The 12,726-nt window shown below is 71.6% G+C and carries 12 protein-coding genes; 4 read left to right on the top strand and 8 right to left on the bottom strand.

Features of this window, described 5'->3' with window-relative positions:
- The first annotated feature begins 28 nt into the window (after positions 1-28).
- The gene (locus C7474_RS11940; RefSeq protein ID WP_121060275.1) at positions 29-1,912 is read left to right on the top strand and encodes a phosphoenolpyruvate carboxykinase (GTP); all 1,884 of its coding nucleotides are present in this window, start codon (positions 29-31) and stop codon (positions 1,910-1,912) included.
- Between the two features lie 169 nt (positions 1,913-2,081).
- Here the strand turns inward: C7474_RS11940 and C7474_RS11935 are convergent, their stop codons facing one another.
- Positions 2,082-4,031, bottom strand: a complete 1,950-nt coding sequence (locus C7474_RS11935) for an ABC transporter ATP-binding protein (RefSeq protein ID WP_121060274.1) — start codon at positions 4,029-4,031, stop codon at positions 2,082-2,084.
- A 48-nt stretch (positions 4,032-4,079) separates the two neighbouring features.
- Positions 4,080-4,214 carry a hypothetical protein gene (locus C7474_RS15415; protein ID WP_277870600.1) on the bottom strand — a complete coding sequence of 45 codons (135 nt, stop codon included), beginning with the start codon at positions 4,212-4,214 and terminating at the stop codon, positions 4,080-4,082.
- A gap of 40 nt (positions 4,215-4,254) precedes the next feature.
- On the opposite strand from C7474_RS15415, the gene C7474_RS11925 reads away from it, so the two are divergent.
- The 3 genes from C7474_RS11925 to C7474_RS11915 are packed head-to-tail and all read left to right on the top strand — an operon-like array spanning position 4,255 to position 6,919.
- Positions 4,255-5,196, top strand: a complete 942-nt coding sequence (locus C7474_RS11925; protein ID WP_121060272.1) for an ABC transporter ATP-binding protein — start codon at positions 4,255-4,257, stop codon at positions 5,194-5,196.
- The gene (locus tag C7474_RS11920; protein ID WP_121060271.1) at positions 5,193-6,083 is read left to right on the top strand and encodes an ABC transporter permease; all 891 of its coding nucleotides are present in this window, start codon (positions 5,193-5,195) and stop codon (positions 6,081-6,083) included. Before C7474_RS11925 ends, C7474_RS11920 begins: the two co-directional genes overlap by 4 nt.
- Positions 6,080-6,919 (top strand): ABC transporter permease, encoded by an 840-nt coding sequence (locus tag C7474_RS11915; protein WP_241965226.1) that lies wholly within the window; start codon positions 6,080-6,082, stop codon positions 6,917-6,919. Before C7474_RS11920 ends, C7474_RS11915 begins: the two co-directional genes overlap by 4 nt.
- 190 nt (positions 6,920-7,109) lie before the next feature.
- Here the strand turns inward: C7474_RS11915 and C7474_RS11910 are convergent, their stop codons facing one another.
- The 6 genes from C7474_RS11910 to ribD form a co-directional block, all read right to left on the bottom strand.
- Complete coding sequence (locus C7474_RS11910; protein ID WP_121060270.1) at positions 7,110-8,573, bottom strand: MFS transporter; 1,464 nt, start codon at positions 8,571-8,573, stop codon at positions 7,110-7,112.
- A 188-nt stretch (positions 8,574-8,761) separates the two neighbouring features.
- Positions 8,762-9,112 (bottom strand): Fe-S protein, encoded by a 351-nt coding sequence (locus tag C7474_RS11905; RefSeq protein ID WP_121060269.1) that lies wholly within the window; start codon positions 9,110-9,112, stop codon positions 8,762-8,764.
- 164 nt (positions 9,113-9,276) lie between these two features.
- On the bottom strand, positions 9,277-9,750 hold the full coding sequence (gene ribH / locus C7474_RS11900) for a 6,7-dimethyl-8-ribityllumazine synthase (protein ID WP_121060268.1): 474 nt from the start codon (positions 9,748-9,750) through the stop codon (positions 9,277-9,279).
- Entirely contained in the window at positions 9,747-11,021 is a 1,275-nt protein-coding gene (gene ribA / locus C7474_RS11895) for a GTP cyclohydrolase II (protein WP_121060267.1), read from the bottom strand. Before ribA ends, ribH begins: the two co-directional genes overlap by 4 nt.
- The gene (locus C7474_RS11890; protein ID WP_121060266.1) at positions 11,018-11,647 is read right to left on the bottom strand and encodes a riboflavin synthase; all 630 of its coding nucleotides are present in this window, start codon (positions 11,645-11,647) and stop codon (positions 11,018-11,020) included. The genes ribA and C7474_RS11890 overlap by 4 nt, the downstream gene beginning before the upstream one ends.
- Positions 11,647-12,672 (bottom strand): bifunctional diaminohydroxyphosphoribosylaminopyrimidine deaminase/5-amino-6-(5-phosphoribosylamino)uracil reductase RibD, encoded by a 1,026-nt coding sequence (ribD, locus tag C7474_RS11885; RefSeq protein ID WP_121060265.1) that lies wholly within the window; start codon positions 12,670-12,672, stop codon positions 11,647-11,649. The genes C7474_RS11890 and ribD overlap by 1 nt, the downstream gene beginning before the upstream one ends.
- Positions 12,673-12,726 lie beyond the last annotated feature (54 nt).

Raw genomic sequence — 12,726 nt, 5'->3', positions numbered from 1 at the left:
GTCGCCCGCGACAGACGAAGGAGACGACATGGCCCTCGCGGACATCTTCACCCGACCGGTCCCCACCACGCAGGGCGGCGCGCTGGCCGCCGCGCCGGCGCAGACCCACGGTGCCCGTCCCGCCATGAGCGGCCCGGCCGCCGAAGCCCTCGTCGCGTGGGTCGACGAGGTGGCCGCGCTCACGCAGCCCGACCGCATCCACTGGGTCGACGGGTCGCGCGCCGAGAACGAGGCGCTCCTGCGCGAGATGGTCGACGAGGGCAAGCTCATCAAGCTCAACCCGGAGTGGCGGCCGGGCTCCTACCTCGCCCGCTCGCACCCGAGCGACGTCGCCCGCACCGAGGGGCGCACGTTCATCGCATCCGAGGATGAGGCGGACGCCGGCCCCACCAACAACTGGGTCGACCCCGCCGAGATCCGCGCGACCCTCACCCCGCTGTTCGAGGGGTCGATGCGCGGACGCACGATGTACGTCGTGCCGTTCTCGATGGGCGCGGTCGGCGGCCCGCTCAGCCACATCGGCGTGCAGGTCACCGACTCCGCGTACGCCGTCGCGTCGATCGGCATCATGACGCGCGTCGGAACGGCCGTGCTCGAGCAGATCGCCGCCGGCAAGCCGTGGGTGAAGACGGTGCACAGCGTGGGCGCGCCGCTGCGCCCCGGGCAAGCGGACGAGGCGTGGCCGTGCAACGACGAGAAGTACATCGTGCACTTCCCCGACACCCTCGAGGTGTGGTCGTTCGGCTCCGGCTACGGCGGCAACGCGATCCTCGCCAAGAAGTGCTTTGCGCTGCGGATCGCGTCGGTCATCGGCCGGGACGAGGGGTGGCTCGCCGAGCACATGCTCCTCATCCGCGTCATCGACCCCGCCGGCAAGGCCTTCCACATCGCCGCGGCGTTCCCGTCGGCATGCGGGAAGACGAACCTCGCGATGCTGCGTCCGACCATCCCCGGATGGCGCGTCGAGACCCTGGGCGACGACATCGCGTGGCTGCGTCCGGGGGAGGACGGCCGGCTGTGGGCGATCAACCCCGAGGCGGGCTTCTTCGGCGTCGCGCCGGGAACCGGCGAGTCGACCAATGTCACGGCCGTCGAGACCCTGTGGGGGAACACGATCTTCACGAACGTGGCGCTGCGCCCCGACGGCGACGTGTGGTGGGAGGGGCTCACCGACGACATCCCCGAGGAGCTCACCGACTGGCAGGGCAACGCGTGGACCCCGGCATCCGGCACGCCCGCCGCCCACCCGAACTCGCGCTTCACCGTCAGCGCCGGCCAGTGCCCGCAGATCGCCGGGGACTGGGCCGAAGCGGTGCCGCTGGATGCCATCTTGTTCGGCGGCCGGCGCGCCACCAACGTGCCGCTCGTCGTGGAGGCGACTGACTGGACGCACGGCGTCTTCCTCGGCTCGAACATCTCGTCCGAGCGCACCGCGGCGGCCGAGGGGACGGTCGGCGAACTGCGTCGCGACCCGTTCGCCATGCTGCCGTTCTGCGGATACAACATGGCCGACTACTTCGGTCACTGGTTGAAGGTCGGGCAGGCGCTGCGGTTCGACCGGGCGCCCCGCATCTTCCAGGTGAACTGGTTCCGCAAGGGGCAGGACGGTCGCTTCCTGTGGCCCGGATTCGGCGACAACGCCCGGGTCGTGGAGTGGATCGTGCGGCGTCTGCAGGGCCAGGTCGAGGCGGTTCCGAGCCCGATCGGACGCCTCCCGCGCATCGACGACCTGAACCTCGACGGCATCGAGGTGCCCGAGGCCGACCTGCAGGAGCTGTTCGCGATCGACCGCGAGACCTGGCTGCAGGAGACCGACCTCACCGCCGAGTTCTACGCCGGCTTCGAGGGCCGCATCCCCGCCGCCCTCAACGCCGAGCTCGCCGCCCTGCGCTACCGCCTCACCCGCGACTGACCCGCCCGCCGCCCCGGCCCCCGGTCGTTGAGCGAGCGGAGCGAGTCGAAACGCCTGTGCGTCGTTCGGGGCGTTTCGACTCGTCGCTGCGCTCCTCGCTCAACGACCGGAGGCCCCCCGGTCGTTGAGCGAGCGGAGCGAGTCGAAACGCCTCGAACCCGCCCGCGCTTCAGACCAGCAGTTGGTGGCGGGCGAGCTCGCGGTACAGCGGGGTCGTCGCCAGCAGCTCCTCGTGAGTGCCCTGGCCGACGACGCGGCCGCGGTCCATCACGACGATGAGGTCGCTGTCGACGACGGTCGACAGGCGGTGCGCGATCAGCACGAGCGTGCGCCCCGTGGCGACCGCGTCGATGGCCTCCCGCATCCGCTGTTCGTTGAGGCCGTCGAGCGACGACGTCGACTCGTCCAGCAGCAGGATGGGCGGCGCCGCCAGCAGTGCCCGGGCGATCGCGAGACGCTGGCGCTCGCCGCCGGAGAGCATGACGCCGGCCTCGCCCACCGGGGCCTCGAGGCCGAGCGGGCTGCGCTCGAGCACGTCGCCGAGGTTGACGGCGCGCAGCACGCGTTCGCACTCCTCGTCGTCGGCGTGGGGCGCGGCCAGGCGCAGGTTGTCGGCGAGGGTGCCGGCGAGGGTCGGGGCGTCCTGCTCGACGTAGCCCAGCTGCGCGCGCAGCCGCGTGCGGTCGATGCGGCGCACGTCGGTGCCGTCGAGCAGCACGGCGCCGGCATCCGGGTCGTAGAAGCGCTCGATGAGGGCGAGCGTCGTCGACTTGCCCGCGCCCGACGGGCCGACGAGGGCGACGCGCGCGCCGCGGGGGACGGCGAACGAGACGCCGCGCAGCACGTCGCCGTCCGCATCCGGCATGCTCACCGTGTCGGCGTGGACGTCGGCGAGGGTGCGGGCCACCTCGGCCTCGGCGTCGCGGCGGGCGCGCACGACGGCGGCCGGGTAGGCGAAGTGCACGTCGCGGAACTCGATCGCGGGCGCGTCGCGGGTGGCGAGCAGGTCGTCGAGCGTGTTGATCGGGCCGGTGAGGTCGGATGCCGGATCGGCCAGCCGGGCCTGCTGCACGGTCGTCGCGATCGCGTCGTCGTCGGCGGTCTCGGTCGGCAGGTCCAGCACCTCCTGGATGCGGCCGAGCGCGCCGAGTGCCTGGTTGACCGAGGTGATCGCCCCGAAGAACGAGCCGAGCGGCTGCACCAGGAAGAACAGGAACATGACGAACGTCACGAGCTGGGCGATCGAGATCGCCCCCGACGCGACGCGGAAGCCGCCGACGCCCAGCACCACCAGCAGCGAGAGCTGCAGCGCGATCCCGGCGATCGGCACGACGAGCGCGGACGACTTCGCGACCCGCACGCCCGCGTCGAACGCACCGCGCGCCGTGGTCTCGATCGCGGCCTGCTCGCGGCCCGACGCGCCCGCGGCGCGGATCGTGCGGATCGAGCCGACCGCCCGCTCGACGCCCGACGCGAGTTCTCCGACGGCCTCCTGCTGCGCGTGGGTGGCGCGGCGGATGCGGCCCGAGAGCACGCCGACGATCGCGACCGATGCGCCCACGACGACGAGGATCATCACGAGCAGGAGCGGGTCGATGACGAGCATCGCGATGACGGCGCCGACGAAGATGAGCGCGTTGCCGACCGAGTCGGCCAGGCCCTGGGTGAGCACGGCGTACAGCAGGGTCGTGTCGGTGCCCACGCGCGAGACGAGGTCGCCGGTGCGGCGCGCGTCGTACTCCTTGACCGGCAGATGCAGCAGCTGCGCGACGAGTCGACGCCTGCTCGAATAGACGACGGCGGTACCGGTGCGCTGCAGCAGGTAGTGCTGCACCCCGCTGATGACCGACGCGACCACGACGAGCGCGACGAGCACCCACACGAGGGTGCCGAGGGGGTCGCCGACCTGCACGAGGGCGATGACCTGACCGACCACGAGCGGCTGGGCGAGCGTCGCGGCGGCGGCCAGCACGCTCAGCACGGCGACGACGATCAGCACCGCCTTGTGCTCGAACAGGAACGGCAGCAGCTGGCGCAGGCTCGCCCGCGGGCCGGCATCCTCGCGGGGGCGGCGGGGGGAGCGGGAAGGTCGAGCGCTGCGGCGGGCGTCGGAAGACATGGTGGGGCGTCCTCGGTGTCGGGTGGTGATCGGGCGACGTTGCCGTCTCTATTGTCTCCCGTACTTCTTGTGCACTGCCCGTCGGCTGATGCCCATGGCGTCGGCGATCGCGACCCACGAGAAGCCGAGGGCGCGGGCACGACGCACCTGCTCGGCTTCGGCGCGGGCGAGGTCGGCGTGCAAGGCGCGCAGGAGTGTCCGAGGGCGGCGCTAGTGTGGTGCGGTGCCTGAACCCGTCATCTCCGCCCAGAACCTCGTGAAGGCGTACAAGACCAAGGGCAAGCCCGACTTCCTGGCCGTCGACGGCCTGTCGTTCGAGGTCGCTCCCGGTGAGTCGTTCGGGCTGCTCGGCCCCAACGGCGCCGGCAAGTCGACGACGATGAAGATGATCGGCGCCGTCTCGACGCGCACGAGCGGGTCGCTGTCGATCCTGGGTCTCGACCCCGACGGCTACGGGCCCGAGATCCGCTCGCGACTGGGCGTCGTCCCACAGCAGGACAACCTCGACGGCGAGCTCAACGCCCGCGAGAACCTCTACATCTACGGCCGCTACTTCGGGCTGCCCGGCAAGGTCTGCCACGAGAAGGCCGACGAGCTGCTCGCCTTCGCGCAGCTCGAAGACAAGGCGAAGAACAAGGTCGACCAGCTCTCGGGCGGCATGAAGCGGCGGCTCACGATCGCGCGCGGCCTCATCAACGACCCCCGCATCCTGCTGCTCGACGAGCCGACGACGGGCCTCGACCCGCAGGCGCGCCACGTGCTGTGGGATCGCCTCTTCCGGCTCAAGGAGCGGGGCACGACCCTCGTGCTCACGACCCACTACATGGACGAGGCCGAGCAGCTGTGCGACCGCCTCATCGTCGTCGACAAGGGCCGCATCATGGCCGAGGGCACGCCCGCGTCGCTCATCCGCGAGCACTCCAGCCGCGAGGTTCTCGAGGTGCGCTTCGGCTCCGACCGCAACGAGCAGGTCGCGGCCCAGCTTCAGGGGATCGGCGACCGTGTCGAGGTGCTGCCCGACCGCGTGCTCATCTACGCGGGTGACGGCGAGGCGGCCCTCGAGCGCGTGACGGCGGCCGGTCTGCAGCCGATCACGAGCCTCGTGCGGCGCTCGTCGCTGGAAGACGTGTTCCTGCGCCTCACGGGACGGTCGTTGATCGAATGAGCGGCACCACCCTCCCCTCGTCGCCGCCCGCCGCGCACCCCTCGCTCGACGAGCTGCGCGCGGAGGCCGTGGAATGGGGGCGCAAGCCCCGCGCCCGCGGCTCCTGGTACGTCACCGAGCACATGGTGCGCGCCATGCGCGCCTACGGCTGGACGATCGTCGTCGGCGCGCTCGGGCAGCCGGTCATGTACCTGCTGGGACTCGCGTTGGGACTGGCCGCCCTCATCCAGGCGCCGATCGTCGATCACGGTCGCGAGGTCGGCTACCTCATGTTCGTCGGGCCGGCGCTGCTGGCGACCGCGGCGATCTCGGTGGCGTCCGAGGAGATGACCTATCCGGTCATGGCCGGGTTCAAATGGCGCCGCTACTTCTACGGGTTCAACGCGTCGCCGCTGTCGAGCCCGCAGATCGCCAACGGTGTGATCGCCGGGGCGACGGCGCGCATGATCGTCGCCGCCGGGGCGTTCTACCTGTTCCTGTGGATCTTCGGGCTGTTCGGCCTCGAGACCGTGCCGCATCCCGAGACGGGCTGGCTGTCGGTCCTCGCCGGTGTCGCCGCGGGCCTGGCGTTCGGCATCCCGCTCATGGCCTACGCGGGATCGATCGAAGACGACAAGGGCCAGTTCGCGCTCGTGCAGCGGTTCCTGTTCATGCCGATGTTCCTGTTCTCGGGCACGTTCTATCCGCTGGACACCCTGCCCGTCTGGCTGCAGTGGATCGGGTGGATCTCGCCGCTGTGGCACGGCACCGAGCTCGGCCGCGTCGCGACCTACCACTCCGACGTCGCACCCGCGATGGTCGTGGTGCACATCGCCTACCTCGTGGTGCTGAGCGTGGCCGGATACCTGTGGGGCCGACGCGTGTTCATCGAAAGGCTCGCGAAGTGAGCGCCCCGCCGACCTCGCGCGCGGGGATCGCGGAGGCGCCGCGTCGCACCGGCGGCGTGCGGGCCCTGTGGGCGGGCAACCCCTGGTCGGTGCTGCAGCGGGGGCTCATCGCCGCGCGCTCGTCGAGCTGGATCATCGTCGTGTCGGGCTTCTTCGAGCCGGTGTTCTACCTGGCCTCGATGGGCATCGGGCTCGGCGCCCTCATCGGCGACGTCGAGACCGCGCAGGGCGTGACCGTCTCGTACGCCGCGTTCATCGCCCCGGCGCTGCTGGCCGTGTCGGCGATGAACGGCGCGATCTACGACTCGACGTGGAACGTCTTCTTCAAGCTGCACTACGGCAAGCTCTACGAGGGGATGCTGTCGACCTCGCTCGGTCCGCTCGACGTGGCCCTCGGCGAGATCCTCTACGCGCTGCTGCGGGGGCTGCTGTACGCGACCGGCTTCATGATCATCATGCAGATCGCCGGGCTCAACCTCGCCTGGACGGCCGTGCTCGCCATCCCTGCCGTGCTGCTGATCGCCTTCGGCTTCGCGAGCCTCGGTATGGCGGTCACGAGCTACATGAAGACCTTCCAGCACATGGACTGGATCAACTTCGTGCTGCTGCCGATGTTCCTGTTCTCGGCGACGTTCTACCCGATCACCGTCTACCCCGGGTGGGTGCAGCAGATCGTGATGGCCCTGCCGCTGTGGCACGGTGTCGAGATGGTGCGCCAGCTGACGACGGGAATCATCACGCCCGACATGGTCTGGCACGTGCTTTACTACGTCGTCATGATCGCGATCGGGCTCGTCTTCACGACCAAGCGCCTCCGCGCCCTGTTCCTCGACTGACGCGCGCGCCGCGAGGCACCGCACGTCGCCGCGCCCGCCGAGACCCGCTGTTCGCGCCGAAACTCGCGTTCCACACGCGGGTCTCGGCGCGTGGACCGGGTCTCGACGGGCGGGGGCGGATGCCGGGGCGCAGAACGGCGGATGCCGCGGAGCCGAAGCCCCGCGGCATCCGCCGTCCGGTGTGTGCGTGTCAGAGCGAGCCGGTCGCTCCGACGCCGATGTTCGTGTCGTAGTCGACGTCCTTCGTCTCCTTCGAGACGATGAGGGCGATGAGCGTGAGCACGCCCATCGCGGCGAGGTACACGCCCACCAGCCACGGTGAGCCGCCCGCGAGCGCCCACAGCGCGACCGCCACGATCGGGGCGAGTGCGGCGCCGAGGATCGACGACAGGTTGTACGAGATCGCCGAGCCGGTGTAACGGACGTTCGTCGGGAACAGCTCGGGCAGCACCGCGCCCATCGGGCCGAACGTCGCCCCCATGAGCATGAAGCCGAACACGAGGCCGGCCTGCACGAGCGCGCCGGTGAACTTCGGGTCGACGTGCGGGGAGAGGAAGACGTTGAACGCCAGGCCGAACACGATGATGCCCACCGTGACCCAGATGAGCAGCTTCCGGCGGCCGATCGAGTCGGCCAGCGGCCCCGACAGCATCGTGAAGATGCCGAAGAACACGACGCCGATGATCTGCATGATGACGAAGTCGGTGTAGCCGAAGCCGAGTCCGGGCACGTAGGCGGCGGCGTCGAACGCGGTGCCCGCGGCATCCGCGGCCGTCTGGGCGCCCTCGAGAGTCGGCTTGGTCGCGTACGACAGCGTGAAGCTCGTCATCAGGTAGAAGAGCACGTAGGTGGCCAGCATGATGAAGGTGCCGAGGATCAGCTCCTTCCAGTGGTGGCGGATGACGGAGCCCAGCGGGAACTTGCGCACGGCGCCGGTCTTCTCGACGCGCGCGAACGCGTCGGACTCGACGAGGCGCAGGCGCACCCAGAGCCCGACGATCACCATGACGGCCGAGAACAGGAACGGCACGCGCCAGCCCCACGACAGAAACTCCTCCGACCGCTGCGCCGTGCCGTCGGGGTGCGGCAGGGCGAAGTTGATGATGAGGAACACGCCGTTGGCGATGATGAAGCCGATCGGGGCGCCCAGCTGCGGGAACGTGCCGTACCAGGCACGCTTGCCCTTCGGGGCGTTCTCGGTGGCCACGAGGGCGGCACCCGACCACTCGCCGCCGAGCGCGAAGCCCTGGGCGAGGCGCATGACGAGCAGCAGCAGCGCGGCCCACCAGCCGATCTGGTCGAACGTGGGGAGCAGGCCGATGAGGAAGGTCGCGACACCCATCGTCAGCAGCGACGCGACGAGGGTCGCCTTGCGACCGAACCGGTCGCCGAAGTGGCCGAAGATGATCGCGCCGATGGGGCGGGCGACCATGGCGGCGCCGAAGACGCCGAACGAGGCGAGGAGGGCCGTGGTCTCGTTGCCGGTGGGGAAAAAGAGGATCGGGAAGACGAGCACGGCCGCCGTGGCGTACGCGTAGAAGTCGTAGAACTCGATCGTCGTGCCGATGAGGCTCGCGGTGATGACGCGGGAGCGCGGATTGGCCGGAGTGGGGGAGGAGGCGGACGCGGCGGGGGCCGCGGTGGCGGAGGACATGCGGTGGGGAACCTGTCTGAGGAGTGTGACAAGTCCGGGGTCGGACACGGCGGTGGCGGGCGTCCGGGGCAGGGGTGATGCGGCGGGCGCCACGACGATGGGCACCGCGGCGTCGGCGGGGTGGCCGACGCGCGATCGTCCAGTCTACGCGGCGAGGCGGATGCCGGCCGCGCGCGTGCGAGAGTCGGTCAGCGCCAGAGCACCGCGAGGGCGGCGTTGAGCAGCGTCAGGATGCCGATGAGCCAGAAGACCGCGGGCGGCACCGAGCCGGTGCGGCGCTGGCGGCCGGCACCGACTCCGAGCAGCGCGCCGATGATCAGCAGGACGACGAGCTTGGTGCCGAGCTTGACGTAGTTCAGGTCGTACTCGATGCCCCAGGGCGCGGCGAGGGCGAGACCGGCGACGGCGGCGATGGCCATGCCCCAGTGCTGCAGCCGCGTGACGCGACGCTGCCCGAACGCCTCGACGACCCAAGCGCCGAACAGCACGGCGAACCCGACGAGGTGGACGAGGACGACGGCGTGGCGCAGGATCTCCATACCCTCAGCCTAGCTGAAGGTGGGGGCGTGCCGCATCCGCCGAACCCTCGCTCCTGGGCCGAACCCTTCGCCCCGGGGCGGCCCAGGACCGAGGGTTCGGCCGGAGACCGAGGGTTCGGCCGGCGCAAGCGCGGCGCAAGCGACCCGGGCCCGAGCCCGGCAGTTCAGCGGCGCAGGTCGCGCAGCACCAGGGCTGTGCGCAGCGCGGCGTCGGCCGCTTCGGCGCCCTTGTCCTCCTTCGACCCCTCGAGCCCGGCTCGGTCGAGACCCTGCTGCTCGTCGTCGAGGGTCAGCACGCCGAAGCCGACCGGCTTGCCGGTGTCGAGGGCGACGCGGGTGAGCCCGTCGGTGGCCGCCGCCGAGACGTACTCGAAGTGCGGGGTGCCGCCGCGGATGATGACCCCGAGCGCCACGACGGCGTCGGCTCCGGCATCCAGCGCCGCCTTGCTCGCAACCGGCAGCTCGAACGACCCGGGCACCCGCACGAGGCGCCACGCGGCGCCGGAGGCCTCCAGCACGCGTTCGGCGCCGGCGATCAGACCGTCGGTGATGACATCGTGCCACTGACCGGCGACGACGACGACCTTCAGGTCGCTCGCGTCGATCGGGGCGGTGGCGGGGGCTCCGTGGCCGCTCATGCGTGCTCCTCCGTGCTGTGGGCGAGGGCGGCATCCAGCGCGCTCGCGTCGATGATGTGTCCCATGCGCTCGGCCTTCGTGGCGAGGTACTGGTGGTTGTTCGCGCCGACGCCGACCAGCAGCGGCACCTGCTCGACGATGTCGAGACCCAGGGCGCGCAGCTGGTGCACCTTGTCGGTGTTGTTGGTGAGCAGTCGCAGTTGCTCCACGCCGAGGTCGGCGAGGATGCCGGCCGCGGCGGCGTAGTCGCGGGCATCGGCGGGAAGGCCCAGCGCCAGGTTCGCGTCGACGGTGTCCAGGCCCCGCTCCTGCAGGCTGTATGCGCGCAGCTTGTTGATCAGGCCGATGCCGCGTCCCTCGTGACCGCGCATGTAGATGACGACGCCTCCGTCCTGCTCGATCGCGTCGAGGGCGGCATCCAGCTGGGGTCCGCACTCGCACTTGAGCGAGCCGAACGCCTCACCGGTGAGGCACTCCGAGTGCACGCGCACGAGCGGGGCCTTCTCGGTGAGGTCGCCCGAGACGACCGCGATGTGGTCGGTGCCGGTGGAGCGGTCCTTGTAGGCGAGAAAGCGGAACGAGCCGTGCGACGTGGGCACCTGGGCCTCGGCGCGCAGGCTCACCCGGCGACGGTTCGCGCCGCCGACGGCGATCTCGCGCGGGTCGGCCTCTTCGAGGTGGGCGATGATCTGCTCGATCGTGATCACCGGCACGCCGTCGCGCTCGCCGAGCTCGATGAGTCCGGGCAGGCGCATCATCGACCCGTCGTCGGCGACGACCTCGGCGATCGCGCCCACGGGCTGCAGCCCCGCGAGCTGCATGAGCTCGACGGCCGCCTCGGTGTGACCGGCGCGTTCGCGCACGCCCCCGTCGACCGCGCGCAGCGGCAGGATGTGGCCGGGACGGATGACCGACCCCGGCGTGCTCTCCGGGTTCGCGAGCACGTTGAGGGTGTGGGAGCGGTCGTGCGCGCTGATGCCGGTCGAGACGCGGTCGGCCGCGTCGACGCTGACGGTGTACGCGGTGCCGCGTGCATCCTCGTTCATCTCGACCATCGGCGGCAGGTCGAGGCGGTCGGCCCAGTCGGCCGGCATCGGCGCGCAGATGAAGCCGCTGGAGTGCCGCACGGTCCAGGCGATCCACTCGGGCGTCGCGAGCTCCGCGGAGAGGATGACGTCACCCTCGTTCTCGCGGTTCTCGTCGTCGGCGACGATGACGGGGCGGCCGGCGCGCAGGGCGTCGAGGGCGTCGGACAGGGATGAAAGGCTCATCGGGAGCCTCCTTCGGTGGTGGGGGTGAAGCTGAGCAGGCGCTGCACGTGCCGCGCCAGGATGTCGGTCTCGAGGTTGACGCGGTCGCCGACGGTGCGCGCGCCGAGGGTCGTGATCTCGAGGGTCTCGGGGATGAGCGACACCTCGAACCACGGCTCGGGGGTGGCCGCATCCGACACCGCCGAAACGGTGAGGGAGACGCCGTCGACGCAGATCGAGCCCTTGTCGACGACGAGGGGGGCGAGCTCCGCCGGCAGCGAGATGCGCAGCACGCGCCACTGGTCGCCGGGTCGCACCTCGAGCAGTTCGCCGGTGCCGTCGACGTGACCCTGCACGATGTGCCCGCCGAGGCGGGTGTGGGCGGCGAGGGCGCGCTCCAGGTTGACCGGGGCGCCGGCCTCCAGCGCGCCGATCGTCGTCATGTCGAGGGTCTGGCGCATGACGTCGGCGGTGAACCAGTCCGGGCCCTGGTCGGCGACGGTCAGGCACACGCCGCTGACCGAGATCGAGTCGCCGTGCTGCGCGTCGGAGACGGCGAGCGGTGCCTGCACGGTCAGGCGCACGCCGTCGCCGGAGGCGGTGACCGCGGTGACGGTGCCGCGTTCTTCGATGATCCCGGTGAACATCAGGGGGTCTCCTTCGCGGGGGTGGCGACGATCAGCAGATCGCGGCCGAGGGGAGTGACGGATGCCACGTCGAGGCGTCGCTGGGCGTCGATCGTGGCGACGCCGATGTCGCCGACGGCGAGGCGGTCGCCGCCGAGCAGTGTGGGGGCGAGGTAGACGAGCACCTCGTCGACCAGGCCGGCGCGCAGGAAGGAGCTCGCCAGGGCCGGCCCGCCCTCGACGAACACGCGCTGCACGCCCTCGCCGGCGAGGCGGCCCAGCAGCGCGGCCAGGTCGGTGCCGTCGTCCTGCAGCAGCGGGAGCGGATGCCGGGTGAGCGCAGCCCCGCTCGGGACGGCGCGGCGGCCCACGACAACCGGACGGGGCTGGTGGTCGAAGAGCGACCCGTCGGGGCGGCGGGCGGTGAGGGCGGGGTCGTCGGCCAGCACGGTGCCGGTGCCGACGACGATCGCGTCCGCGGCGGCGCGGCGCTCGTGCACGTCGGCGCGCGCGACAGGGCCGGTGATCCACTGGCTGGTGCCGTCGGCGGCGGCCGCGCGCCCGTCGAGGGACTGCGCCCATTTGACGCTCACGTGCGGACGGCCGAGCCGCTGCACGGTCAGCCAGGACTCGAGCAGGGCGGCCGCCTCGTCGGCGAGCACACCCGAGACGACCTCGACCCCTGCATCCCGCAGCCGTGCGCCGCCGCCGGACGAGCGCTCGCCCGGGTCGTCGATCGCGTACACGACCCGCGCCACTCCCGCGGCGATCAGCGCCTCGGCGCACGGGCCCGTCCGTCCGGTGTGGTTGCACGGTTCCAGCGTCACCACGGCGGTCGCGCCGCGCGCCGCGCCGGCGGGCAGCTGCGACAGGGCGTCGACCTCGGCGTGCGCGGTGCCGGCACCGCGGTGCCAGCCCTCGGCGAGCACCTCTCCGTCGGGGGAGAGGAGCACGGCGCCGACCTGCGGGTTCACTCCGCGGGGGCCGCGCAGCGCGAGCGCCAGCGCGGCGTGCATCGCGTCTCGTTCGCGGTCGGTCGCGGTCATCCTTCGGTCCTTCGATCCGGCTCCGGGAGGATGAGGGCGGGCGCACGCGACACC

This window comes from Microbacterium telephonicum, from assembly GCF_003651225.1.
Classification (GTDB): domain Bacteria; phylum Actinomycetota; class Actinomycetes; order Actinomycetales; family Microbacteriaceae; genus Microbacterium; species Microbacterium telephonicum.
Note: the sequence above shows the minus strand (reverse complement) of the source record. Positions and strands in the feature narration are given on the sequence as shown.